General features: G+C 57.2%; 27 protein-coding genes. 5 read left to right on the top strand and 22 right to left on the bottom strand.

The window, feature by feature from the left end:
• Positions 1-154: 154 nt before the first annotated feature.
• A complete protein-coding gene (locus tag EL26_RS04575) occupies positions 155-961 on the bottom strand; it encodes an MmgE/PrpD family protein (protein ID WP_038085016.1) in 807 nt (268 codons plus the stop codon).
• A gap of 13 nt (positions 962-974) precedes the next feature.
• The gene (locus EL26_RS04570) at positions 975-1,424 is read right to left on the bottom strand and encodes a DUF441 domain-containing protein (RefSeq protein WP_038085168.1); all 450 of its coding nucleotides are present in this window, start codon (positions 1,422-1,424) and stop codon (positions 975-977) included.
• Between the two features lie 109 nt (positions 1,425-1,533).
• Between EL26_RS04570 and EL26_RS04565 the strand changes: the two genes are divergently transcribed.
• A complete protein-coding gene (locus tag EL26_RS04565; RefSeq protein WP_038085014.1) occupies positions 1,534-2,727 on the top strand; it encodes an MFS transporter in 1,194 nt (397 codons plus the stop codon).
• A gap of 28 nt (positions 2,728-2,755) precedes the next feature.
• On the opposite strand, the gene EL26_RS04560 is transcribed toward EL26_RS04565, so the two are convergent.
• The 12 genes from EL26_RS04560 to EL26_RS04505 all read right to left on the bottom strand — a co-directional run bounded on the left by EL26_RS04560 (position 2,756) and on the right by EL26_RS04505 (position 17,767).
• The gene (locus tag EL26_RS04560; protein ID WP_038085013.1) at positions 2,756-4,111 is read right to left on the bottom strand and encodes a TldD/PmbA family protein; all 1,356 of its coding nucleotides are present in this window, start codon (positions 4,109-4,111) and stop codon (positions 2,756-2,758) included.
• Between the two features lie 12 nt (positions 4,112-4,123).
• Complete coding sequence (locus tag EL26_RS04555; protein ID WP_038085011.1) at positions 4,124-5,503, bottom strand: TldD/PmbA family protein; 1,380 nt, start codon at positions 5,501-5,503, stop codon at positions 4,124-4,126.
• An 82-nt stretch (positions 5,504-5,585) separates the two neighbouring features.
• A complete protein-coding gene (locus EL26_RS04550; protein WP_238546052.1) occupies positions 5,586-6,809 on the bottom strand; it encodes an ATP-binding protein in 1,224 nt (407 codons plus the stop codon).
• Between the two features lie 152 nt (positions 6,810-6,961).
• Entirely contained in the window at positions 6,962-7,468 is a 507-nt protein-coding gene (locus EL26_RS04545; RefSeq protein ID WP_052035992.1) for a 2'-5' RNA ligase family protein, read from the bottom strand.
• A 153-nt stretch (positions 7,469-7,621) separates the two neighbouring features.
• Positions 7,622-9,436: an ABC transporter ATP-binding protein gene (locus tag EL26_RS23445; RefSeq protein WP_052035991.1), complete on the bottom strand. Its 1,815-nt coding sequence runs from the start codon at positions 9,434-9,436 to the stop codon at positions 7,622-7,624.
• 1 nt (position 9,437) lies between these two features.
• Positions 9,438-11,201: an ABC transporter ATP-binding protein gene (locus tag EL26_RS04535; protein WP_038085007.1), complete on the bottom strand. Its 1,764-nt coding sequence runs from the start codon at positions 11,199-11,201 to the stop codon at positions 9,438-9,440.
• Complete coding sequence (locus EL26_RS04530; RefSeq protein WP_052035990.1) at positions 11,198-11,812, bottom strand: flavoprotein; 615 nt, start codon at positions 11,810-11,812, stop codon at positions 11,198-11,200. Before EL26_RS04530 ends, EL26_RS04535 begins: the two co-directional genes overlap by 4 nt.
• Positions 11,813-11,841: 29 nt before the next feature.
• Positions 11,842-13,674 (bottom strand): S8 family serine peptidase, encoded by a 1,833-nt coding sequence (locus EL26_RS04525; RefSeq protein WP_038085005.1) that lies wholly within the window; start codon positions 13,672-13,674, stop codon positions 11,842-11,844.
• A gap of 250 nt (positions 13,675-13,924) precedes the next feature.
• Positions 13,925-14,188, bottom strand: coding sequence for an acyl carrier protein (locus EL26_RS04520; RefSeq protein ID WP_038085003.1), 264 nt, complete (start codon positions 14,186-14,188; stop codon positions 13,925-13,927).
• Positions 14,185-15,591, bottom strand: a complete 1,407-nt coding sequence (locus EL26_RS04515; protein ID WP_052035989.1) for a radical SAM/SPASM domain-containing protein — start codon at positions 15,589-15,591, stop codon at positions 14,185-14,187. The genes EL26_RS04520 and EL26_RS04515 overlap by 4 nt, the downstream gene beginning before the upstream one ends.
• A gap of 264 nt (positions 15,592-15,855) precedes the next feature.
• Positions 15,856-16,878 carry a cysteine peptidase family C39 domain-containing protein gene (locus tag EL26_RS04510; protein WP_038085001.1) on the bottom strand — a complete coding sequence of 341 codons (1,023 nt, stop codon included), beginning with the start codon at positions 16,876-16,878 and terminating at the stop codon, positions 15,856-15,858.
• Between the two features lie 112 nt (positions 16,879-16,990).
• Positions 16,991-17,767, bottom strand: coding sequence for a S1C family serine protease (locus EL26_RS04505; protein ID WP_081856975.1), 777 nt, complete (start codon positions 17,765-17,767; stop codon positions 16,991-16,993).
• Positions 17,768-17,906: 139 nt separating this feature from the next.
• Between EL26_RS04505 and EL26_RS04500 the strand changes: the two genes are divergently transcribed.
• A complete protein-coding gene (locus EL26_RS04500) occupies positions 17,907-18,743 on the top strand; it encodes a HoxN/HupN/NixA family nickel/cobalt transporter (protein WP_038084999.1) in 837 nt (278 codons plus the stop codon).
• Positions 18,744-18,825: 82 nt separating this feature from the next.
• Here the strand turns inward: EL26_RS04500 and EL26_RS04495 are convergent, their stop codons facing one another.
• The 7 genes from EL26_RS04495 to EL26_RS04460 form a co-directional block, all read right to left on the bottom strand.
• Positions 18,826-20,340: a leucyl aminopeptidase gene (locus tag EL26_RS04495; protein WP_052035988.1), complete on the bottom strand. Its 1,515-nt coding sequence runs from the start codon at positions 20,338-20,340 to the stop codon at positions 18,826-18,828.
• A gap of 114 nt (positions 20,341-20,454) precedes the next feature.
• Positions 20,455-20,964: a DUF1450 domain-containing protein gene (locus tag EL26_RS24420; protein ID WP_161780656.1), complete on the bottom strand. Its 510-nt coding sequence runs from the start codon at positions 20,962-20,964 to the stop codon at positions 20,455-20,457.
• An 80-nt stretch (positions 20,965-21,044) separates the two neighbouring features.
• Entirely contained in the window at positions 21,045-21,278 is a 234-nt protein-coding gene (locus EL26_RS04480; protein WP_038084996.1) for a hypothetical protein, read from the bottom strand.
• Positions 21,279-21,379: 101 nt separating this feature from the next.
• A complete protein-coding gene (iscX, locus tag EL26_RS04475) occupies positions 21,380-21,574 on the bottom strand; it encodes a Fe-S cluster assembly protein IscX (RefSeq protein ID WP_038084995.1) in 195 nt (64 codons plus the stop codon).
• Positions 21,575-21,591: 17 nt separating this feature from the next.
• Positions 21,592-21,834 (bottom strand): hypothetical protein, encoded by a 243-nt coding sequence (locus EL26_RS04470; RefSeq protein WP_038084993.1) that lies wholly within the window; start codon positions 21,832-21,834, stop codon positions 21,592-21,594.
• A gap of 57 nt (positions 21,835-21,891) precedes the next feature.
• Complete coding sequence (locus EL26_RS04465; protein WP_038084991.1) at positions 21,892-22,263, bottom strand: sirohydrochlorin chelatase; 372 nt, start codon at positions 22,261-22,263, stop codon at positions 21,892-21,894.
• Between the two features lie 3 nt (positions 22,264-22,266).
• Positions 22,267-22,797, bottom strand: coding sequence for an NADPH-dependent FMN reductase (locus EL26_RS04460; RefSeq protein ID WP_038084989.1), 531 nt, complete (start codon positions 22,795-22,797; stop codon positions 22,267-22,269).
• A 163-nt stretch (positions 22,798-22,960) separates the two neighbouring features.
• Between EL26_RS04460 and EL26_RS04455 the strand changes: the two genes are divergently transcribed.
• From EL26_RS04455 to lepB, 3 genes are all read left to right on the top strand, one after another.
• Positions 22,961-23,653 carry a hypothetical protein gene (locus tag EL26_RS04455; RefSeq protein ID WP_038084988.1) on the top strand — a complete coding sequence of 231 codons (693 nt, stop codon included), beginning with the start codon at positions 22,961-22,963 and terminating at the stop codon, positions 23,651-23,653.
• A gap of 84 nt (positions 23,654-23,737) precedes the next feature.
• Positions 23,738-23,905, top strand: coding sequence for a hypothetical protein (locus EL26_RS25320; RefSeq protein WP_161780655.1), 168 nt, complete (start codon positions 23,738-23,740; stop codon positions 23,903-23,905).
• Between the two features lie 96 nt (positions 23,906-24,001).
• Positions 24,002-24,517 (top strand): signal peptidase I, encoded by a 516-nt coding sequence (lepB, locus tag EL26_RS04450; RefSeq protein WP_081856973.1) that lies wholly within the window; start codon positions 24,002-24,004, stop codon positions 24,515-24,517.
• A gap of 38 nt (positions 24,518-24,555) precedes the next feature.
• On the opposite strand, the gene EL26_RS04445 is transcribed toward lepB, so the two are convergent.
• Positions 24,556-25,773, bottom strand: a complete 1,218-nt coding sequence (locus EL26_RS04445) for a helix-turn-helix domain-containing protein (RefSeq protein ID WP_038084986.1) — start codon at positions 25,771-25,773, stop codon at positions 24,556-24,558.
• Position 25,774 lies beyond the last annotated feature (1 nt).

The following is a 25,774-nucleotide window of genomic DNA, read 5'->3' as shown; positions in this document are numbered from 1 at the left end:
AAAACGGAACAATTTATTGGACTTTTTTATCATAGTCCATGAAGGAGATAATCAGAACATAATTCACGATATATGTATAAACTCTTCCTCTGGTGACAAAAAAGACCGTGCCGCCCAGGCACGATCTCCTCTTCTCCGCATTCATGGGTATTCCTCATTTACGGAAGAACTGCGGCATGCAGCAGACGTCTTCCAAACCCATGCAAGCATCTATGTAGTATTCCAGATGCGGCGTCGGAATTCGACCGTCCGCTTTCGTGCGAAACTTCGCGACGGTCTCGTCCGCGTTGACTTCCAGCGCCATGAGAAACATCTTCATCCCCGGCTTGTCCGACGTGCGCTCCAAAGCCCCGAGCCACTCCTGCGGCACTTTCGTGCGCAAAGCCATCGTTTCGCTCCACTCTTCGCGCGCCAGTGACGCCCCGACCACGATCTCTTGAGCCAATGTGCCGCGTGCAAACCCCGCTTCCGGAACTTCCAACATCCCGGACGCGCGGCCGAGCGTCAGTCCCAACAGCACTTCCCAACCGTCATCGTCCAGTTCGTACGCATGAGCGACTCCCATCAGCGCGCCCATCAGTTCAGCTTGCGGATGATCGCCGAGACGAAACGCCGTCTCCAGCCCTGCGACCAGAGCTGCCAGCAGTTCCTGTCCGCCCTTGTTCTGCTCTTCAACCGCCGCCAAGACGGTCGGGTACACCAACGGGGCTTGCGGATTCAATACCGCGTTGCCAAACGCCGCCAGCGGAGCAGGCAGCATGCGGGACGATGCAAACAGAGTGGCCTGTTCCTCCCCGCCGTATGCTTCCAGATGTTCCGCGAGCCTCTCCGCTTCCTCCGCTCCGCTGCGGGCGAAACTTTCTCCGAGATAGCGCAAGAACAAAAGTTTCGCTTTGATCGTCTCTTCATAGTCCCAATCTTGCCAGCGGCAAGCTCTTGCTCGTTCGATCCACTGTTGCATAAAAGCCCTCCTTCTACTGTTTCAACACGCCGAGGATCAACGCCATCATCCCGGCTGCGATCAGCGGACCGACCGGCACACCTTTGAACAGGGCGACGCCGATGATGGTGCCGATCATCAGTCCGGTGACGATCAAGGGATTTGCCGCCATCAGCGGTACCCCGCGACCGCCCAAGTAAGATACGAAAATCCCCACGGCGATGGCGAGAATCGCTTTCCAATTCAGGAACACCTTGATCATTTCTTCATATCCGATCTTGCCGCCGGCCACCGGAGCGAGCACTCCGATCGTCAAGATGATGATGCCGACTTGCAATCCATAGTTCTCCAGATAAGGCATCACGCGGTCGAGATGCAACAGACGAACGAGCAACAGCACGGCCACGGCAATTGAGACCGAAGTGTTGTTGCCGATGATCCCGACGGCTAACAACAACAGCAATAACAGATTGGTAATTTCCATGACGTTCAACTTCCCTTCCTTCCTCTTCCTCATGATAAGTCAAGAGCGGAAACAGGGCAAATCTGTGATAGAATAATTCAGGTTACGAAATGTTCAGGAGGGCTCTTACGTGCGCCAGTATCCCAAGATTCTCTGGTTGCTTGCAGCCGGTTGTTTTCTCAACATCGGCGGTCTTTCGTTCCTTTGGCCGCTCAATTCGATCTACATCCACGAACACCTGGGACGACCGCTGGCTGTGGCCGGACTGGTGTTGCTTTTGCACTCGGCGGGCGCCTCGCTCGGGCAGTTGACCGGCGGCATGCTGTTTGACCGCTTCGGTGCGCGTCCGGTCCTCTTGACCGGGTTGTTCTGTTCGGCGGCGTTGATTTCCATCCCTGGATTTGTGGAGATCTGGCCCCTCTACGTCACGGTCATGTTTTTGTTCGGCTTCACCGCTTCGCTCGTCTCGCCCGCCATGTTTGCGCTGGCTGCCCGCGCGTGGCCGGAAGGAGGCCGTCGCGCGTTTAACTTCCTCTACGTCGCCAACAATTTAGGCGTTGCCGCCGGGTCTGCCGTCGGCGGGATCGTCGCGGCTCATTCGTTCAACCTCGCGTTTCTCTCCGCGTCCGGGACGATGCTGATCTTCCTCTGCTTCGTGTTCTTCTTCATCCGCGACCGGAAGCAGCCGTCGGCTCCTGTTGCGGAAACGATGCGGGAACAAGCCGCCGCCGGCGAGATCGTTCGCGCAGAGCCCGCCATCCCTTGGCTGCCGATTCTTGCGCTCTTCACCGGGTGTTTGACACTCTGGATCGTCTACGTCCAGTGGCAAAGCGCCATCGCGGTGTTTATGCAACAGGATTACTCGCTGGCACAATACAGCCGCTTGTGGACGCTGAACGGGCTGGTGATCTTCCTCGGACAGCCGTTGATCGCCTTGCTTGCCCGCAAGTTCAAGTCGTTCACATCTCAGATGTTCCTCGGCGTCTCGCTGTTTGTCCTCTCGTTCCTGTTGGTGCTCACCCACCATGACCACTACAGCGTCTTCGTTGCCGGGATGGTGCTGCTTACGCTTGGTGAGATGTTGCTCTGGCCGGTCATCCCGGCGGCTGTGGCGCAACTTTCTCCACCGTCGCGCACCGGTTTTTTGCAAGGGTTTATCGGCATGGCTTCCACCGCCGGACGCATGCTGGGCCCGCTCTTGGGCGGCTTGTTGTTCGACCACACGTCATTCTCCATCCTCTTGACCGTTATGACCTCGCTTCTCCTCGTTCCCGTCCTCTGCTTCCTGCTCTACAACATGAAAAAAAGGAACGTGCAGCTCTAAGCTGCCCGTTCCTCTCTTCCACACACTCTTACTTCCCGGCAATCGCCAGTGATTTAATCTTGATCGACGGAGCACCGACTGCGCCGCGTCCATAGCCGTCGAATTTCAAGTCGTTGCCGATGGCTTCGACGTTGTTCAGCAGTTCCAAGATGTTGCCCGACACCGTAATCTGGTTCACCGGACGCACGATCTTGCCGTTTTCGATCAAATGCCCGATACAAGCGAGCGAGAAATCGCCGGAAACCGCGTTCGTCCCGGCATGCACGCCTTGCAATTCCACCAGCATCAACCCGCGTTCCGTGCCTGCGATCAACTCATCCAGCGAGCGGTCGCCCGGTTCGAGGACCAGGTTGTTCGGCTGAACCGATACCGATCCCCGGTACGACGCTTTATACGCGTTGCCGGTCGACTCCACGCCAAAGTGCTTGGCGGTCTTGAGGTTGTGCAGGAAGGTGACCAACTCGCCGTTTCGCACCACGTCATGGCGCGCAGTCGCCATGCCTTCCGAGTCAAACGGGGTCGAGCCCGGCGCGTCGGTGCGATGCGGGTCGTCGATGATCGTTACGTTTTCGCCCGCCACTTTTTGTCCGACACGGTCTTGCAGAAGCGTCAGACCCTTGCTCGCCGATTCGCCGCTGAACACCGAGACGAACGCTTTCAACAGCGTCGACGCGGTTTCATTGCGCAAGATGACCGGATATTGGCCCGATTCGATCGTCTGCGCCCCGAGTTTGCCGACCGCTTCGCTGGCGGCGGTTTGAGCCAACTCTGCAGCGTTCACTTCTTCGATGTTGCGGAGGGAGTACTCGCCCTTGGCAGCCGAAGAGACGACGCCGTCCTCTTTGGCAAGCGCGGAAATATAGCCGATGACCAGATTGTCTTTGGTATGGCAGTTCAAGCCTTTGGTGTTCATGATCGTCAATTCCGTCTCGCTGTTGACGGTCATGCAGGAGTTGACCATCTCTACGCGCGGGTCGTGCGCCAAAGCAGCCGCTTCCATCGCCTTCGCCGTGTCAATCAACACGTCCGGCGTCAGTTCACGCAGCTGCTGGGATTGGTCGCGCAATTCGACGTAACGCTCCGAGCCTGCAAAAATCTCTTCCGATTCCGACTGCTCCAGAATCGCGGCGTTCTCCCGCGCTTCTTGCAAGAGCAGGTCGACCGAGTCGGCGTCGATTTTTTCCGTGTAGGAATAACCCATCTTGCCGCCGATGACGCCCCGGAACGACAGACCTGCCTTCTCCGCGATGTTGTACGCGTCGATTTCGCCGCGGAACACGCGCACCGTCGTCTCACGCTCCGCTTGGTAGTAGATCTCCATGTCGGTGAACCCGACTTCACGCCCTTTTTCGAACAACAGTTCTTTGAATTGCACCATTTCCATGCCTGCCACCTCCTAACGACCGCCGACGGTCAGTTCCGACACGCGGATCATCGGTTGACCGACATCGGCCGGGATACTGCCTGAAATCGAACCGCACATGCCTTGACCGAACGCCAAGTTGTTGCCGACCATATCGATCTTCTGCAACACTTCGATGCCCTTGCCGATCAAAGTTGCGCCGCGCACCGGCTTTTCGATTTTGCCGTTGCGCACGATATAGCCTTCGCGCACCGCAAAGTTAAAGTCGCCCGTCGCCGTGTTGACCGAGCCGCCGCCCATGTATTTGGCATACAGCCCGTATTCGGTGTTCGCGATGATCTCTTCCGGCGTGGAGTTCCCGCCGGCGATGAACGTGTTGTTCATGCGCGAAGTGGGCGCGAACTGGTAGTTTTGACGGCGCGCCGAACCGGTCGACGCCATGCCCATCTTGCGACTGCCGAGCTTGTCGATCAGGTAGCCTTTGAGCACGCCGTTTTCAATCAGCACGTTGCGCTGCGTCGGCGACCCTTCGTCGTCGATGTTCAGCGAGCCCCATGCGTTTTTGATCGTGCCGTCGTCAATCGCCGTCACCAGCGGAGACGCAACCAGTTCGCCGAGTTTGCCCGCGAACACAGAGGCGCCCTTGGCAACGGAAGTCGCTTCCAACCCGTGACCGCACGCTTCGTGGAAGATGACACCGCCGAACTCGTTGTCGATGATGACCGGAATCTTGCCGCTCGGAGCGAATTCCGCGTGGATCATCGTCTTGGCGGTGCGTGCCGCTTCCCGCGCGTACCATTCAATGTCTAAGTTATCCAAAAACTCCAAGCCGCTGTGTGCCCCCGGCCCGTATTGCCCGGATTGTTTTTCCGACCCGTTCGAAGCGATCGCTTCGATTTGGAGGCGGTTGTGGGCACGGCGGTCCTCGACGAACAGACCTTCGGAGTTGGCGATCAGGACTTTCTGATCGTCATCGAGGTAGATCACGCGCGTCTGCGAGATCACCGGATCGTACTCGCTCGCGGCGATGTGCGCGCGGCGCATGTACTCGATCTTGCGCGCTTTGCTGACGTCGGACGGCAGCAGTTTGAGCTCATGATGCGGGGTGACCAACGACTTGCGCAGGTCGATGCGGATGTCCTGCTTCTGTCCGCGAATCGCTTGCGCTGCGTTGCGCGCCACCTTGATCAAATTCTCGCGGGAAAAATCGTTGGTGTACGCATACACGGCAAACACGCCGTTTAAGATCCGAATGCCCACGCCGAAGTCTCTTCCGGACATCGCCGTATCGACGGTGCCGCCCAACATCTGAATCGACGAACTCGTCTTATCTTCCACGAAGATTTCTGCAAAATCTCCTCCGGTTTCCAGAGCCGCATACAGGATATCTTCAACTAACGCTTGATTCAGCATGAATTCAACCCCCCCTAAAAAAACCCTTATCACTCTATCTATTCGAGATTCGAACAAAAAGACCTCCTCGTTGAGCAGATCGTTATCCAGAAATAGGAATTTGAATCAAAAAACGCGTGCCGCGGCCTTTTTCACTCTGCACGCGAATCTTGCCGCGCATGACTTCCACATAGCGGTACGCGACCATCAGACCCAGTCCCGTTCCTTTGTCTTTGGTGGTGTAAAACGGATTTCCGAGCCTTGCGACTTCATCAAGCGTCATGCCGACGCCGGTGTCTTCGATTTGAATCTCGGCATACTGCCGCACCTTCGTCACCGACACATGCAGCCGACCGCCCTGCGGCATCGCTTCCATACCGTTTCGGATCACATGCAGCAGCACTTGATCGAGCATGCCTGCATCCACTGTCACCCACAGACCCGCTTGCAACGTATGCACAATCTCGATCTTTTGCAAGTTGGCAAGCGACGACAACCCATTCAGCACATGCCGGGTGCGCTCCGCCGCCTGCACACGCTCCGGTTTCTGAATTTCCGGATTCGCAAACGCGAGGTATTCTGCGATGATCTCTTCGCCGCGTTTCATCTCTTGAAGGGCGATGTCGATGTAGTGACGCTTGTCGGCGGGGTTTTTCTCCTCTCGGAGCAGTTGCAAGAACCCGCCCGCCACCGTCATCGGGTGACGGACTTCATGCGCGATGGCAGCGGCGAGGTCGCCGAGCACACGAAGTTTTTCCATGCGCTGCATCTCCAGACGCATCGCCCGGTTCTCGCGCAACGTTTCAATCAACAATGTGCACATGAAAGCGGTCATGAGATACAGCAGCGCATAGACGGCGAGAAACCACGTCATCTGCGCCGTGAGCATGTCCTGCGCCCAAACGACAGCACACGATCCCAACGCCGCGATTCCGGGCAACGCGCTGGCGACCACCAAGCGATCGAGCTTTTCGAACATCTGGTAGCGGCGTTTACAAGCAAACGCGGTAAGGATTGCGGGAACAGTTGCGTACAACTGCATCACACTGCCGCCTCCCAAATAGAGGCGATACGCCACCATCAACGCCATCAGCACGAGAGACACCCACGCCCGCCCGTACAAGATCGCAACCAAGACCGGGATCATCCCCAAACCGAATCGATATCCGCTTATGTTCGAGACCGGAAACGTCAAACACAGCAACAACGAGGCGCTCGCCAACCCCAAGATCAACAAGGGACGATGCTTTTCGCGAACTCGAACCGAGAAATAGATCGTCACAAAAAACAAATTGACAAACAGGTTCAACAACAAGTTGTTCAACACAATCAAGTTCCATTCACCTCACGCAGTTGTCGAACAGCGTTTGCGAAACCTCTCTTTGAACGTTTCTTTGAGGAGATCTTACCTACAAGATGTTAATTATACAGCAACCTTACCATTCCTTCTGTTCAGAAAAAAAAACGCCCGCCTGCTTCTCAGAGGCGGACGGTTCCTTCGACCGTCGAGGATTCGTCTGGTTCAATGACTTCCACCGTAATTTCGTCCACCCGGCACGTGAAGATGTGGTCGAACTCCTGCGTGGCGGCCAAAGAGCTTTCAAACGTCTCCACGTTGGTGAGATGCCCGACGGTCAAGTGCGGAACGAATGTGACTTTGCGATACAAAAACGGTTGCAACAAGCCGCTGTAGAGGCGGTCATGCAAGGCGATGATCTCGTCATTGCCCCGTTTGACATTGAGGAACAGATGCCAGTCCGGCGTGCCGGTGATCCCGCGCAACGTCAAATCGAACGGTTGGAACCCCTGCAACACGTCTTGGCAATGCGCCTGAACCTGTTCTGCGCTCCAATCGCTTTCAAACGGATAGACCAGCGTGAGATGAGGCGGAATCAAGTTCGCCAACGGATCGAACTTCTGACGCAAACAGTGGATTTCCTCCGCATTGTCAAAGCGGGGAAAGATATGTATCGCGCGTTTTATCACGTCTTCAACTCCTCCCAAGCAATGGCTCTTTGCTACCTCCACTAGTGTACACCAAGAGACCCGCTGTCAATCCAAGGAAACTTCCTTCCAACAGCCTGCCCACACAAAAAAACACCCTGCCAACACAAGCAAGGTGTTTTCTCCCGAGGCAACTTATTGTACTTGTACACCGGCCACAGGGGGCTCCTCCACTGCCTCTGCTCTCTCATCATGGAGATACCATTCCGCTTGCGAACGGAACAACTTGGCGTACTCGCCGTTTTCCCGCAACAGCTCGATGTGGTGCCCCGCTTCCACCAACTCCCCTTGCTGCAGGACGAAAATCCGATCCGCCAACGTCGCCGATCCTAAGCGATGCGAGACCAACAGAGCCGTTTTCCCTTCAGCCAGATCAGAAAACTGACGGTAGACTTCCACTTCCGCCATCGGGTCAAGAGAAGCTGTCGGCTCATCCATCAACAACAGCGCCGCTTGACGCAGATACGCGCGCGCCATGGCGGTTTTTTGCCACTGGCCGCCGGAGAGATCCACTCCGCCGGCAAACGCCGCCCCCAACTGCTGGTCATACCGCCGCGGAAGCCGTTCGATAAAATCTGCGGCGCCGCTCTGCACCGCTGCTTGTTCCAGCAAGTGCGGGAGGTGCAACGCGTGAAGGTCGCCAAACCCGATGTTCTCGCGCACGGTGCGGCAGTACTGGGCAAAGTCTTGGAACGCTACCGTCACAAGCTCCCGGTAGTGCCCCCAGGAACAGTCTTCCAACGGCACTTCGTTCAGGTAGATGCGGCCGGACGTCGGGCGGCTCAACCCGAGCAACAGGCGGATCAGCGTGGATTTGCCGGAGCCGTTTGCGCCGACGAGCGCGATGCGTTCGCCGTGCGTAATCGTAAACGAGACGTTCTGCAAGGCAAAGTTTTCCGCCCCCGGATAGCGGTACGAGACGTTTTCAAAGCGGATGTCGAAGGGAACTGTCACGCGATGCAAATCCGGCGAGGGCTCTTGTTCCGCTGCCGTGTCTTCCAAAAATCCGCGGGTGGTCTCCACCAGCAAAATTTGATGTTGCGCTTGCCCGAAGTTGTAGAGCAGCGAGCCGATCGACCCCACGATGTAGTTCAGCGCAAAGATCGCCGACGTCAGCGCCCCGACCGAGGTCTGCCCGCCCATCACCCACTTCACCATGAAAAACATCGAAGCCGAAATCGCCGTGAGAAAAATCAAATGCCCTGCGCCGAAGTACGACTGCCGCTTGCGGTCAAACGCCAAATCCTTGCGATCATACGCGTCCTTTTGCGAACGCCATTTGCCATAGAGAAACGACTCGGCGGCAGACGTGCGAATTTCCTTGACGTACTCCCGCTTGGTCAACACGTCGGCAAAGTACGAAGCACGGCGTTCCACCGCCGATTGATCGAGGTGGAGCTTGTGTTGCAGTTTTGCAAAGCGCATCCGCATCCACAACTCCGGCAGAACGGACGCAAACACAACCAGCGGAATTCCCCAATAAAACGAAGTCAGCACAGCCGCCACCCCGACCAAGCGCACCAGCGAGATCACAATCTCCTGCACGCACTGCCAGTAGTTGATCATCACGCTGCTGTCCGCTTTGGTCACGGCGGACACCACGTCTTGAAACTGCGCATCTTCCAAGGAATCCATGCCGATGCTTGCCGACATCTGCATCAGCTTGCGGGTCAGAATTTGCTGGGAGCGGCGCAACACCGCTTCTCGAAACAGCTGGTTGAGGATGTTAAACGCGTTCGGCAACACCAGCGCGCACAGCAGGTATCCCACCGAAAGCCACACCAGCGCGAGTCCCGACAGACTTCGTCCGTCCACGAGCTGCTGGAGGAACAACAGCGCCGACGCTGCCAACCCGGCCTGGAGCAACCCGAACAGCGACATCAGCACAAACGGAAGGGAAGACGAAGCAAAAAAGAACTTCAGCACCCACACCATCGTCCTTGCTTTCAACTCATTCACCTTCCTTATACCACTGAGCTTGCAGATCGAAGAGCCGCCGGTACTCGCCCCCGCGCTCGATCAGTTCCTCATGGCGTCCGACCTCCACGATCTTGCCTTGCTGCAAGACGACGATTTTGTCCACGCCCTTGATCGAACCGAGGCGGTGCGAGATGATCACCGTGGTTTTTTGCGCGGACAGTTGCCGGAACAAGTGGAAGATTCGCGACTCGTTCTCCGGATCGAGCGCCGACGTCGGCTCATCGAGGATGTACACATCGGGGTTTTGCAGAACGCAACGGGCGATCGCCATCCGCTGCCACTCTCCGCCCGAGAGGTCGACGTTGCCAAACGAGCGGCCCAGCACCGTCTCGTAGCCTTCGGGCATTTTTTGCAAAAGTTCTTGCATCTGAAACTCTTCCACGACACGCTCGACGACACCCGGCTCCACCGTGGCGGCGAGTTCGAGGTTTTCGCGGAACGACAGCTCATAGCGGATCGGTTTCTGGTGCACGACGCCGATCTGCTTCGTCCGCGCTTCCGGTGTCAGCTCCTGCATCGGCAGGCCGTTCAGCAGCACCTCGCCCTCCGCAGGGGTGAACAGCCCCGCCAACAAGCAAGCCAGCGTGGTTTTTCCCGCGCCGTTCTCGCCGACGATGCCGACCGTCTCGCCGGGGCGAATCTCCAAGTTGATACCGTCCAGCGTCAAGCGGTCTGTGCCGGGGTAGCGAAACGAAACGTTGCGAAGCTGCAAGGAACTTTGCGCGCCCGTTGTCGGGGCCTCAAGTTCTCCGACCGACGCTTCCTCCGCCTGCAAAAACTCCAAGATGTTGCGCACCTTGAGGCGCGTCAAGTTGAAATCGCGGGTTTGTTGCCCGACGTTTGATATCATATAGCCCAGTTGTCCGATGAACGACACGAGACCCGCAAACGCAGCCGTGGACGTCTTTCCCGCTCCCACCGACAGCGCCACGAGGACGAAAAACACCGTGATGACCGCAAACCCGGCGGTGGTCAACAGCAGATTCTGCAGATGATGCCGTTGCTTTACGCGCAACACCTGCCGCGTCAACCGGTCGGACAGCTCTTGCCAGCGGTCGAGCACATAGCCCGCCAGTCCGAAGACGCGAACTTCCTTGCCGTAACTCTTGCGGGTCGCGACCTCCGCCAGATAGTTCAATTCCCGCTCGTGCGCCGTCTGCTCCTCGTACACGCGATGCTCCACTTTGCTCTGGAAGTACATCTGCACAGCGTACAGCACCATGCCGAGCGCAAACACCACCGACAGCCACGAATTCAGCGATTGCACATAAATCAAGAACGAGACCAAGGAGATGAAAATCGACACGATCGCATGAAAGGAGCGAATCTGATCAAACGGAGCCTCGCGGTTGGAGTACGCCCGATGGAGGCGGTCGTGCACTTCATCCACATCGAAGGACACCGCCGCCAAGCGGGACACTTTGCGCAAGATCACGTCGGTGGCTTGCGTGTTCATGCGGTTTTTGGTGTATTGAAACGCGAGGTTGTTACCCAGCGAACAGAGCATCTGCACGACACTGACCACCGTGATCCCGATAAACGCCGGCGGTACGCCGCCCCACGAGTCGGGATGCTCCGCCGTCAGTTGTTCCATCAGCGACGTGAGCATCCACGCTTGGATGCCCGGCATGAAACCGATCAAGATCGTGCAGAGAATCAAGCCCGTCGCCGCCAGCGGTGCCGCTCGGAAGAACACCCCGTAGGAAAAAAACAACGGAGACCGCACGGTTTTCATGAACTCACCTGCTGAATCGAGCTCGATGAATCTGGCTTCTGCGTACGCAACAACCGCATCATCTTGATCCCGATGTGGCCGATGTCGATGCCGATGCTGGCGTCGGGCCGTCCGGTGGAGACGCGAAAGCCCTCTTGCTCCGGCCCGACGAACACGTGGTAGCCGTCTTCTTGCAACTGCTGCACGTTGCGCTGCATCGCCGGTTTGCGCCACATCTGCATGTTCATCGACGGCGCGAACACAACCGGGCAGTTCGCCGCCAGAATCGCGCTGGTCAGCAAGTCATCGGCGATTCCGTGCGCCGCTTTGGAGATCACGTTGCCGGACGCGGGCAAAATCAGAAACAGATCGGCCCACTCCGGAAGCGACACGTGCGCCGCCGGAAAGTTCGGGTCGCCCAGTTCCGACGTTTGCGCGGGATGCCCGGTGAAGGACGAAATGATCTCCGGATTGACGAACTCCGCCGCCGTGTCGGTGAGAATCACCCGAATGTCGTGCACGAGATTTTTTTTCAAATAGGCGATCCACTGATGCAGGTTCAAAACGGAAATCGCGCCGCTGGCTCCGATCAACAACTTGATCTCCCGCTTGGCTTCCGATGATGCGTTCATGCTCGTCCCCTCCCTCTATGAATCAAACCCTACGAATAAAACTCCAACACGCGCTGGTAGAGCGACTCCAACTCTTCCTCGTCGTTCATCACAAACGCCGAAAGCCCCAACTCCGCATGCAGTGTCTCTTTGAACGCGAGCAAGTCGGAGGACTGGCCGGGGTTCATCTTCACCCCCGCCCACGGAATGAACTGCTTGCGAAGCGGAAACACACCGAGCCCGATCACTTTGCCTGTGCCGAGATTCTCCAACACCTGCACCGACCGGCGGATGTAGCCGAGGTCGTCCTCGACGTTCACGCAGAGGATGTACGCATCCGGCTGCGTGCCGAGCAGGAAGTTGATGGCGGGATATGTAAACCGCCGCAGATTGCCGGTGTCATACGGCACCGTGCCCGATTGGGAGCCCACGAGGATGATGTCAGGATCGCCGTCTTCGATGCGCCACATCATTTCGTTGAGCACCGTGACCGCTTGGTACGCCATCACGTCGACGGTGGAGTTGTAGCCCATCGGGTAGACCTCGTCAAATCCATAGAGCAGCGCGGACGGCTCCGTTCCCAACTGCCCCACCGCATACCCGTCGCGCAAGAAGCGGCGGCGCAAGTTCAACTGCAGCGTGAATTTCCCCTGTTGTGAAGACGTGCCGAAGATCCCGAGCACCGGCTTGCCGATTTTTCGCAACTTCCCAAAGCGATTGGGCGGCACTTCCTCCGCGCTCACCTCCGGGTAAAAAACGGACAAGCCCCGTGCCCTTGCTTCCTGCACGAGCTCTTCATACCGCCCGAGCCCGTCGTAGCAGTAGAGGTTTTTGCGGTGCTCGATGCACAGCTGCAACAGCGTTTCGATGTAATCCACGCCGACTTTATCCGAAAGCAGTTCGACGTGTCCAAGAATCAAAGCGTCCCAAGAATCGTGCCAGTTCAGTTGATCAAGGTTCTGAATCACGTGATCGTCAGGCACCGGCTGTCGCAGCACTTTCGAGATGGGTTGCCCCACTTGACCGGAATATTTCGTGTCATACACACCGCGCAACGTAAACCCCAAGAGATCTTGAAAGCGCGCCACGCTGTGCATTTCCTTGTTGAAAGGAAAAATCACCGCTTCCCGCACCGGAAACTTGCCCGAGGTCTCCCGCACCGTGCGTGCGGGGAAGACCTTGACGGCTTCCTGTTGCAACTCCGCGAGAATCTCTTCGCGTTCGGTGAGACCCCCTTGCCGCAGTTTCGCCACGGCGGCCGTTGCGTACGCCGCCGCAAAACTCGCGCCCGCTCGGAAGATATAGGTCGGCTGCACCCACGCCAACCGTTGACTCGTTCCCTTCGCCTTCAAGTTGACCAACGAGCCTTCCACAAACTCGAACTCGTGGTCTCCCTTGCAGGTCTGACTGGCATCCACGCCGATCACTTCAGAAAACGCCGCCGGATACGAGACCGCCCCGTCGTTGTCAAACGCCGACACGATCAACACGCCCTTGGCCGTCAACGACTCGCACAGACTGCGCAGCCGCTTGATTTCGCTGTCTTGAACAACGCCCAAACTCAGATGCAAGATGTGACAGTCGATGTTGTGGAGCACATATTCCATCGCGTACAACAAGCGCTCCAAGGAAGTAGACAACTCCTCGTGAAACACTTTCACCGCGAAAATATCCGCTTCCGGCACCAAACGCTTGAGAATTCCCGTCACGGCCGTCCCGTGCCCCAGTGTATCGGCAAAGCCCTCCGTCACGCGAAACCCGTCCCTGTCTTCCACCACAGAGATCCCCTCAAACGTGTGCGCCGCCAGATCGGGATGCTCAACATTCACCCCGCTGTCCAACACGACGATGGAAATCCCTGCTCCACGATTTTCTTTCCACATGTTCCTCACCCCTAGCTAGGAAAAAGGAGCCGCAAATGGTTGCGGCTCCCCCCTTCCAAAACTCTTAGCACCAGCAGTTGTTGCAGCCTTCGTTGTCATACGCTTGCACGTTTGCGACAACCACAGCTTGCGGTTTTTTCAGCGCTTTTTTCATGAGGTTCACCTCCTGCCGGTATGTATTTCTGCGTGACAGCTCATGGAAGATATATAGATCAGCGAAAGATCGCTGTACGCATACGCGTAAGGGAGATCAAGTCTGCTCCAGGAGCAGTTGGTTGATGATCTCGGCGGTGTGATCAAGAGAAGCGAAGATCTGCATGTTAAGCAGTTCATCCGGGATGCTGATCCCAAACTCCCGCTCCAAATCCAGAACCGCATTGATAAACGTCACAGACTCGAATTGCTCCGCGAGATCCAGTTCGTTCTCCAGATCGGTTTCAATGCCCAAGTCTTGCAGCACCGTCACGATCCTCTCCCGTACGGAAACCGCGACCGACTTCTCGGCTTGTGTCATGAAGGAACACCATCCTCAACCAAATTCAATTCTTCCACACCGTTGCGTGGCGACGCGGCGATCAACTGCATGTAATCTTTGAAGTACACCTTCATCGGCGGACACGGCGCCTGACCGTGCTTGATCTTCATCAACGGGCAGGACGCTCCTTGGCAACTCGGGCGGAAGAAGCATTTCTGACAACCGCTGTCGGTGCTTTCATGCCCGGTCACCCAGAGAGCCAGTTTGTCCTCGTCGATGTGCATCGTGCCTTTTTCCGTGATCATGCCGACATGGTTGATCTCGTCGTCGAACGCGATCGTGCACTTGTAGATGATCCCGTCGGAGCCGATGATGAAGTGGTTGCGCTGCCCGGCATAGCAGACCGACTCTTTGGACGACATCAGCCTGCGGTAGAAGGAGAAATCAATGCCCTTCTCCGCTGCCGCCAGCATATGTCCGATCATGTCGGTGTGCTCGCACAGCTTTTCCGACGAGATCACTTCACCGCCCCAGTTCCCAACCGGTTGCCAGTGCGTCATGAAACGGGAGTCCTGCGAGAACTCTTCGGCGAGGAAGTCGGTGTACGGACCGATGACTTTCAAGACTTCTTGGTTGATGTTGCCGCGCACGATGATTTTGAACGTGCGGTTGGGGATCTGATCCCGAATGTTGCGCAAGTTGGTGACGATGCGCTGGAACGTGCTCGCCCCGTCGAGACGCTTGCGGGTGCAGTTGTGCGTCTCTTCGATGCCGTCGAGGGTGATTTGGAAGTTCAGCACGTTGTAGGAGAGCAGTTTCTTCATGACGTTGAGGGTCAAATTGTACCCGTTCGTCGTCATGCTCGACCAGTACATGACTTTGTGCTTCTTGCACAGTTCCATGATCTTCTCCGACAACCGCTCGATGATCGGCATCGCCGTCAGCGGTTCCCCGCCGAACCACGCGATGTGGAGTGTCTTGTACTTATGTAGATTCTTCTCCAAGTAGCGGATCACGCCGTCTTGCACCCAGTCCTTCATGAAGTTCTTGGCGAACGACTCGTAGCAGTAGGTGCAGCGGAAGTTGCAGTCTTCGTTCGGGAGCAGGATCAGCGAAAGTTCATCAGCGGACGCGATCGTCTCGTGGTGAAGCATTTCGGCGCGCCGGAATTCGTCCACCGATTTCTGGACGAGAAAGCCTCGTGAGACCAGCTCATGAAACGCTTGATGGTCTTGCAACGCTTCGTCCGGTTTGCGCAGCACGTCGGCCACGATGTCTTTTTGATCCTTGGGGACCCGGATGAATTTGTTGGAGTAGGTGTTCAGCAACAGCATGTCGCCGTTTTTGTCACTGGTACGGATGTTGAAGCGCGAAGCTTTGTATCCGCTTTCAACGACGGGATTTTCAAACTTGCTTACGTCTAGTTTCAAAGGTTCCGGCATTGCGTTCCCCTCTTTCTCGTGTCTGTTTCTGTTGGTTTAAGATTCTGAATCGCCGTTTCATTGCGTCGTCTTGTGCCTAATCAGAATATACAACCACGTCATTATCATTGTCAACAGATAGTAAAAACATTTTCCACTTAGGAACATATATCAAATTGATACAGTTATAAATATACAATAAAAAAATCACCCCGATTCGCCATGAACTTCCTCTACGCGAGGAATTTCGATAGCGAAACGCGGCGATTGCTGTACGTTCGGGGACTAACTATGCACGATGCTGCTCCGGCGCATCGAAGCGACCAACTTTGTAAGCAACTCCCGTTCCTTGTCTGCAAATGCATCGAGGCTGTCGTGGACATTGTTCAGCCGGGTCATGTTCTCCACCATCCCGGCTCTCAGCATGGCGTTTCGAAACGACATCGCCTGTTGTTCCAACTCGCGAACGGCCGCCAAATACCCCAACGCCGGGTCGAGATGCCCCTGCTCTTCGAGGTAGCCCACGAGCGCGAGCAGGCATTTTTTATGTTCCCACAGGATGTGCAGGTACTTGATGTCGTACCAGATGTCGCCTGCAATCAGGGTTTGCAAGTAGCGTTTCAGATGCGGGTAGAGGTCCATCCCGTAGGCGCGGTCATACACTTCGCCGAACATGTAGACGCGCTCGGACGTGTTGCGGCCGGTGAGGTATTCCTCCAGATGATCGGCGACCAAGTTCACGTTGAACTCGAACTTGCCGTCGGGGTTGAACTTGTAGAGGACGATCTCTTCGCTCCAATTCTTGATGTGGTCCAAACTGAGATACGCCGCTTCAAACTCCTCGAACGAAACTTGCGAGGGCGCAAACGCCAAGTCGTCGCGGAAGCCCAACACGTCGAACATCCGCGTCTCCTCGTCGTAGCCGTACACGAGGATGTCGTGCGCAAAGTGCGTGTTGCCGTAGTGCTCGCGACGAGGGATGTGATACTGGTCGATGTTCAGGTGGAGGTACCAGCCGCGGTCGATCGACTCCCGGATGAACTCCAAAATCGAAGTCTTGAAGGTCTTCAGCGTCTCCCGTTGAATCCGCTGTACCGACAAGTACGGGTTGACCGCATAGTCATACAGATACGGCGCGATCGGGACGACAAACCCTTCCTCGAAGTCTCGGTAAAAACACAGCTGCAAAAAATTGCTGTGCAGCCAAGGTCTCGCTTCTTCATGTACAGCCAAGATCGACAGCGGATACGCGTAGAACTGGAACCCGTGGATGATCGGTTTGCCGAGCGGCAACTGCTTCGATTTCATTCTGTCATCACCTTTCACATGTTAAATCAAACCCTTCTCTAGAAGAATTCTAACTGCAACGTAAAAAACCTGCCACAGTCAGCGGACAGGTTTTTTTACGAGGAGGTTGCTCTCAAGTTTTCTTGCTTTTTTTGGCTGACCCCATCAGAGCAGCCAGTTGTTTTTTTAACACTTGGGAGGGAATCGCGAACCCGATCCCTTGTGACGATGCGCTGACCGCCGTGTTCATCCCGATCACTTGGCCGCGCATGTTGATCAGCGGGCCGCCGGAGTTGCCGCGGTTAATCGCGGCGTCGGTCTGGATCAGATGCGGGTATTGCCGGTCCCCGATCACCACCGGACGTTCGGTGGCGGAGACGATGCCGACGGTGACCGAGTGGTCGAGCCCCAGCGGACAGCCGATCGCCACCACCCATTCCCCCACACGCAAGTTGTCGGAAGAGCCAAACGGCAGGACGCGAATGTTTTTGGGCGGTTTGACTTTGAGAACCGCCAGATCCATCTCAAAATTGCTTCCGACCACCTGCGCCGGAACCCCTTCGTCGGTGTCGTAGAAACGGACAAAGATCTCGTCGGCTCCGTGAATGACATGTTCATTGGTGAAGATGTACCCCCGTGCGTCAAAGAAGAAGCCTGTTCCGATGTTCATCGTGTTTTTGCTGCTGCTTTCGCGGTCCGAGTCTTGGAAGAAATTCCACGGGTCGCGGCGGCGCGGTGCGGCTTTTTCCCGCTTCACCACTTCGATGTTCACAACAGCGTTCCGGTAGCGTTCGAAGATGTCTGCGATGTTACCGGCGGCGAGATCCGGTGTGCGGCGCGTTTTGGCCGCCGTGTACTTGACGGTCTTCGTCGTCGTTGCGCGTGCTTGCGGTTTGGCTTTTTTCTTCACGGCCCTCACCTCGTACCATCATCCTATGTGTACGCCCTCTCGACCCGTGAGCCTATTGTCAACAGAAAGTGGCAAAAAGGGCGGTCGTCCCGCATAGACATGTCATGACAAGCAGTGTCACTTTTCGGAGGTGAACCCGTTGAACGTACTTCTCAGCATCCCGGCGGCCATCGGTCTTGGCGCGTTGCATTTTCTGGAGCCGGGGCACGGCAAGGGCGTGATGACCGCCTACCTCGTCTCTTCCCGCGCCCGTCCGCGCGATGCCGTTTTGCTTGGCGTCACCAACGCGCTGGCGCATACGGTCTCGATTCTGTTTCTCGCGCTGGTGGCGACCACCGCTTTGCAAGTCCTTCTCCCGCAACAGATTGAAGCGTGGCTGGGGCTGCTTTCCGGCGCGGTGATCACGCTCATCGGCGGGCGGATGGTGCTCAACCTGCTGTTCCCGCCGGTCGTCTCGCTCGGGCGGCTCAACGAGCGCGGGCGGTCGTATGTCTGTTCGCACGGGCATGTGCATTACGTGGATGCACAGGGACGTGATCATTCGCACGGGCATCATCATGATCATCATCACGGAGATTCTCACGTTCCTCACTACGCCGACGAGTTGCACGTGCTCGACAGTTCTTCCGCCGTCGCCGCTCCGGTCCGCAGCAACACGTCCCTGCGGCGTCTGTTCAGCATCGGCGTGTTGACCGGGTTGATCCCTTGCCCCACTTCGCTCGTCATGCTCTTGACGGCGATCTCTGCCGGGCACGTGTCGCTTGGGGTCGGAATGGTGCTGGCGTTTTCGTTCGGCGGGGCGTTGTCGCTGTCTCTGCTCGGGCTGTTGCTGCTCAAAGCGGAAAGCAAAGCCCGCTTGCTGGAACGCCGCGGCATCTCCAACCTCATGGCGCAAGTTTCGTCGCTCGTCATCGTCGTGCTGGGCATCCTCGTCACGTATGAATCGATGTTCAAACTGGGTTTCTTTCAAGATTGACCTCTTCAAGACGTAAAAAAACCCCGGACACGGATGGGTCTCCCATGTGTCCGGGGCTCTTTTTTGCTAAAACATGCAGTTCTTACTGCTCCTGCGATTCTTGGAGGAACGCCAATTCCACCAGCGTGCGCACGCCGAAGCCGGTCGCGCCGCGCGGGTTCAACTCTTGGTTGCCCTCGATGTCGCGCGCCACCCCTGCGATGTCGAGGTGCACCCACGGGGTTTCTTCCACAAATTCGCGGAGGATCATCGCGGCGATGATCGAGCCGCCGTCGCGGCCTGCGGAGTTTTTCATGTCGGCGACGTTGGATTTGTACGCGTTGCTGTAGTCCTCCACGATCGGCAACTCCCACGCGCGCTCGCCGGAGCGGTGGAACGCTTCTTTGACCACGGAAGCAAAGTCGGTGTCGTTTGTGAAGAGACCCGCGACTTGACGACCGAGGGCGACGGAAATCGCGCCCGTGAGCGTCGCGACGTCGACGAGTTTCGTCGCGCCGTTGCGCAGCGCGTAGGTGATCGCGTCAGCCAGCACGACGCGGCCCTCTGCGTCGGTGTTGACGATCTCCATCGATTTGCCGTTCATCGTCACGATCACGTCGCCCGGTTTGATCGCCGTGCCGGAGACCATGTTCTCCGCTGCCGGAATGACCGCCATGATGTTCGCTTTCGGCTTGAGCTGAGCAATCGCCTGCATCGCGCCCAGCACCGCGCCCGCGCCGCCCATGTCGGTTTTCATGTTCTCCATGCCGGCCGCCGGTTTCAGGGTGTAGCCGCCCGTGTCAAACGTGATGCCTTTGCCGACGAGAGCGAGCGTTTCTTCGGAGTCCGGGTTGCCGTGGTAGTTCAACACGATCAGACGGGACTCTTCTGGAGAACCTTGGCCGATGGCGAGGATGGCGTTTGCGCCGATATCTTTGAGCTCTTGGTCGCCGAGGATGTTCAGGCCGAGACCGAAACGATTGGCGACGTCTTGAGCGGCGTCGGCGAGGTTGGTCGGGGTGAGCAGGTTGGCCGGACGGTTGATCAATTCGCGGGCATAGTTCGTCGCGTCTGCGATGACACGGCCGCGCTCGATACCGTCGTGGATCGCTTGGTATTTCTCTGCGTCCGCTTCGACGACGATCAGATCGGTGAGGGTGGACGGAGTTTGGTGTTTTTTGAGCGTGGTCACTTGGTAGAGACCGAGCAGCGTGCCTTCCGTGAGCGCTTGAGCGGCGAGTGCGGTGTCGAGATGGCCCTCTCCCGCCCCGTGGACGACGGTCGCAACGGTGACCGCTTTGTGATCGCGTGCTGCGCGCGCGGCAACCGCTGCCGCTTGGCGGGCGCGGGGATGCGTGAATTCAGCCGCTTCGCCGAGACCGACGAGGAAGATCCGCTTGGCTTTCAGTTTGCCAAACGGGTAGAGCACTTTGAGCTCCTTGAATTTGCCGGTGAAGTCGCCGGTTTCGATCAGGGCGCTGATTTGGCCGCCCAACGCTTGGTCCAGGGCGCCGGTTGCGCCGGTCGGTTGGGTGGTGCCTTCAAACAAGTTGACGATCAAAACGTCGGCTTCTACGTCGGTGATGGATTGGAGTTCGATTCGAATGGTAGCAGTCATGTGATGTAGACCTCCTTAAATGTTAGAAGACATTCCCTGCATGATTCCACAGGGCCCATTTTAACAAAAGACCGACCCGGCAAGGGTCGGTGATGTTTCAAAGTCACACAAAAATCAGTCCAACTTCGGCATTTCATCCGCCTTGGTCTCCGGCGCGGCCTCAGCCTTCGGAGCTTCTTCGGCCTTCGGAGCAGCCTCAGCCTTCGGAGCTTCTTCGGCCTTCGGAGCAGCCTCAGCCTTCGGTGCTGCTTCCGCTTTCGGAGCTGCCTCCGCTTTCGGTGCCGCTTCCGCAGCCGGTTTTGCCGCTGCGGCAGCCGGTTTCGGAGCCGCTTCTTTCGGCGGCGCCGGAGGAGCCGGCGGGATGTCGACGAGCTGCTTGCCGGTCAAGAACTGCATGCCGCTGTCGATCTTGAAGTACAGATCCTTCGCGTCTTTCGCATTCACGATCGCACCGTTGCGCAACACAAACGGAACGTCCGCGCACAGAGAGCAGAGGTCTTTGGACGGGCAGTCTTTGATATCGACTTTTTCTTCCGGATATTTCGACACCAGGGCGTCGTATACTTTTTGCGTATGTAACTCAAGGTTTCGCTTGCAGAATACCCACTTGATAGACGAAGGCACGGTCGTACAACTCCTTTTTGTAATCAATACCACCTATTCTACATCTTCCCGCCCAAAAATTCCATATCATCAGACAATCCTCAGATCGTCTCACTCTGTGCGATCAGATAAGCCTCGTCTCCGCACGCGGCGCAAAACAGCAAATGCGTGCACCGCCCGGCATTCTCCTGCTTGACCTGCGGCGTCCATTCATACGGCGAATAGGGCCCGACATAATCGGAGAGCATTCCCCCGTCCTCCATCGGCCCACCGCAAGACTTGCAGGCAGCCTGCACGCCCCGCAATCCGTTGCACAGCGGACACACCAGTTCCATACGCGCACTCTCCTCCGACAGGATTTTCTCCCTTTAGAATGCCCTGCCGCTGAAGGAAAAAACGCCCGCCCTTCAAAAAAGGCAGACGTTCCCCGCGCGTCTTACGAAACCAAGTCGTACCACGCCATCTGAATTTCTTCCAACACTTTCTCGTTGGAATCTTCCGCAGCGCCCTCAAAGCCTTCCAACGCCAAAATCCACTTGCGCAGCGTCGTAAACTTCATCGACAACACATCGGTATCCGGGTGCGCTTCGTTCAGCGCTTCCGCAATGTCCAGTGCATCTTCCCAAGTCATCGTTCCACCTCCCGCTCTCAGCAATCGTCGCTCGTTGTGCCGAACGCCGTCTTGTAATATGTACACGCCACTTTCCCTGTCTCGCTGCTGCGCCACAGTCCGAACACCCACTCGTCCTTGAAGAACGCGAACGTCCGGGTATATTTCGACCCGCAAGACGAGCAGGCGGCGCTTTGGTTGCCGCGTTCGCCCTCCAGCGGATCGGGATGAACTTCATGGCCGCAAGAGGGGCAGTCAAACGTCTGCAAGGCTTCCTCCATGACGACGGGCACCTCTTTTCCTTGAACTACCCCTCATTCTACCAGAAACGGCGCACTTCATTCATGATCCAGCTCACAGATTTGTTCCCAGAGCAGTTGCCGCACCCGCTCATGTCCGCCGAGCGGCCGACCCATCCGAAATTCCACGCCCGGATGCTCACGGCGAGCCGCTTCGACAAACGCCGGCAGATCGTCCGACACGTGACCGCCCGGCAACAGGAAAAAAGGGATCACCGCCACGCGCTTTGCGCCTTGGCGCACGCAGGCCGCGATCCCCTCCGGAATGCTCGGGCTCGTCCCTTCCAAAAAAGCCGGCTCGACGATCCAGCCGTCTCGCTGCTCCCGCACCCTGCGCACCATCTCGTGCAAATCGCGATTGGCGGCAGGCACGCGGCTTCCATGAGCGATGAGAAGGAGAGCTTCCTTCATGGCTTACCCGCGCAGATGTTTCGCCAGCGCGACGACGTCGGTGCCGATCTTCTCGAAACGCTCTTGCAGTTTCGGGTTCTCGAACGTGCCGTCCGCGTTGAAGTTGTCGGAGTAGGTCACCGAACCGGTTTGCGGGATGACATACCCGTGCAGCGAACGCAGGATCGTCGCCAGTTGCGTGAGCGTGTTGGTGGCAACCGCGCCGCCTGCAGCCGCGACGAGGCCGACCGGCTTGCCGTTGAATTGGTTGTAACCGACGAAATCAAGCGCGTTCTTGAGCGCGCCGGTCGGGCCGTTGTGGTACTCCGGCGAACCGATCAAGAAGCCGTCCGCTTCGTCCATCGCTTTGATGAACGCTGCCACGTTTTCGTTGGGAACTTTGTTTTCCGGATCATAGATCGGGAGCGGACGCTCGCGCAAGTTCCAAACTTCCACTTCCGCGCCTGCTTTGCGTGCCGCTTCTGCCGCGACGTTTTGTGCTTTTGCCGTACGGGAATCAAGACTCAACGAGCCGACCAAGGATACCAATTTCATTTTAATATAGACCTCCTGTTACAAAAACTACCACTCATTATACTACGTAGACTTCCTTTTTTTCCACTCCTTTCTTATTACTTCAACTGGATTCAGGAGTAGGAATCGCTCGGCAAAGCGCGAATATTTTGTACAGGGTTTTACTTCAAAATGAGGTGATCGTTTGAGCAACAACGCCAAAGCTCCAGAGAAAGCTCTGGCCTGGTCTCTTTTATTATTCCCGGCGATCGGTTCGATTTTTTGGACGTTGAACTGGATCGGACTGGACAAGCAAAAACACATCTGGTGGACGTGGGTTTCAGCCCTTGCCGTTGTGATTGGTTTCGTTTTTAGCGGAGAGTGGTTCGGGACTTTCTTCGTCGGCTTCATCCTGTGCATCGGCTGGTCCTTGCTGCACTACATCGTCCAACGGGCGATGGTTTCCCAAAAAGTACGGTCTGTCACAGCCGGAATCATCTCCGTTTTGCTTGTGATTCTGCTGCTCGGAACGGCTTCGATGATTGCTCGTCCCAACGACGGGACGTGGACCCGGCTCGGTGCCAGTGTCATGGTCGGCACTTCGTATGATAAAAATTCGCCGTTCATGCTCCCGGTGAGCGGAGACGATCTGAAGGCGGACAAATCACTGTATGTGCGCGTCTTTTCACCGGCGATGTTTCACTCCGACTATCTGGATCTCGTGATTCAACGTCAAGAGGGGGGCACTTGGAAAAACGTGAGCACGTGGCGCAAACCCATCTCCCCCACGTCGCAAGTTTACGTCACCCCCTACTCCCTGTTCATGACCGGCACGTACAAAATCTCGTGCCAGGTCGGCGAGAAAACGATCGCCGACACCATCGTCCGAGTCCAATGAATCAATACACCCCGGCCTAAGCAGCCGGGGTGTTTTTTTGGACATACTGACCCAGTATACAGGCTCAACGGGAGGTGACACCTCATGCAGAAAAAACGACTTCTCGGCCTCGCCCTGCTCACAGCTTCCACCTTGTTGCTCACCGCTTGCGGAAGCAACCAAGACCCGCAGCGCAATCCGCAAAGCACCGGCTCCGGCGGCGGTGCTTCGGGCGGCGGCGGAACGAACAGCGGCTCCGGCGGCGGACACTAAACGAAACAAAATCCTTGGCAAAGGAATCCAAAGCGCAATGCGCGAATACATCACCTATAAATTCGCGTTTACCAGCAAAGGAGGTTCCTTACCAAGATGTTCACACGAATCAGACAACATTGGCTGCGTCCTATCATGCAAGGCGCATTCGTCGTCCTCGTCGCGTTCCTGTTGAACCTCGTGATCCGCGATCATGTGTTTGCGCTCACGAAGATCGTAGGAACCTCAATGATGCCCACTTTGCATGACAATTCCCGTGTCTATCTCAACCGGCTCGCCTATGAATTCTCCGGCCCGCAGCACGGCGATGTCGTGATCTTCCCCGCTCCGCATGACGATCACGACTATGTGAAGCGCGTGATCGGCCTGCCGGGCGATGTCGTGGAGATTCGCGACGGACGGCTCTACGTCAACGGCTCCGTGCAAACGGAATCGTACGTCGACGCGGCGGCCGCCGACTTCGGCCCGGTCACCGTCTCCCCGAATCACGTGTTCGTGATGGGCGACAACCGTCACCCGCTCGGCTCGCTCGACTCCCGTGACAAACGGGTCGGCATGATCGAAATCTCCACGATCAAGGGACGCGTCGACTACATTCTCTACCAACCTTGAAAACCCGAAAGCCTGAAACCAAACCACGACTAAAAAGCCTACGGGAACGTCCGCAGGCTTTTTTTCATCCACCCCATGCTTTGGGTGAACAGCTCTTGCGACCGGGTCAGCGAAACGCTTGCCCCCTTGTAATCGCCCAACTGCTTCTGGATCGCGGAAAGCAACTGATACGCCGCGACCAACTCCCCCGTGCGTTCGAGACCTGTCAAGACTTGCACCGCTTGCTCGGCGCAGACGCACGCTCTCGTCAGCCGTCCGGCCTTCAGCAGCACAACCGCCAGCCCGCACAAAACCTCGGCGTGGAGCGCGGGGTCTGCCTCCCGTTCGGCGCGGGCGCGGCACTCTTCCAAAATCGAGAGCGCTTCTTGCGACCGGCTCTGTTCGGCCAAGAGCACCCCCCGCTTCATGCGCACGTGAAGCGCTTCCAAGCGAAACCGCCCTGCTTCATACAGCGCTTGCGCCACCGCCAACTGCTCGTCCGCTTCTCGAAACAGATCGAGCCGGACATACGTGGCACCAAGCCCTGCCGCGATCTCCGCTTCCAAGCGTCGCCATTCCACTTGACGGCATGACGAGACGGCGGAGAGCGCCGCCGCCCTCTCGCGCGCTTCCAACCAAAACGACACCGCCCGCTCCAACTGCTCCAGCCCCTCCGCCGCCCGCGCCATCGCCATGCAAAGTTTCGGCTCTTGTTCCGGCGGGGAAAGACCGTGGCCGCGGCGTTCCAATTCCCGGTAGACATACTCCAAGCGGTGCATCGCCACCGACCAGAGTTCGCCTGCAAGCGCCGTTTCGCCGATTTCCACGTGCAACGCCAGCACTTCGTCCTGCCGGTCTTCGGAGATGGCGATCGTCAGCGCGGCTTCCAAGTGCGTCAGCGCGGCTTCATAGGAATTCAACCCTTGGTAACAAGCGGCAATCTGGAGATGCAAGTCGTACGGGGTCCACGCGGGGTTTGAGGCAGGCAGGCAATCCAGAAGCAAGGGGAGCGCTTCTGCATAGTGGTGAAGAGAGAAAAACGTCTGTGCCCGCTTGTAACGGGCCAGACGTTCATGGTCGTCCAGCAAAGCCGGGAGCAATTGATCCGGGTCCGCCCCCAACCGCACGGCGAGTTGGCGCAGCAGCCCGCGGGACGGTTGCGTGCGACCCGATTCAATTTGGGAGATCATGCTCTTGTGCACCAGGCCGTCTGCCAATTCTCGTTGCGAGAGGCCGGCCTGTTGCCGCAGCGCACGCAGTCGGGCTCCCAGTGTCACG

It is taken from the genome of Tumebacillus flagellatus, assembly GCF_000714935.1.
Classification (GTDB): Bacteria; Bacillota; Bacilli; order Tumebacillales; family Tumebacillaceae; genus Tumebacillus; species Tumebacillus flagellatus.
Note: the sequence above shows the minus strand (reverse complement) of the source record. Positions and strands in the feature narration are given on the sequence as shown.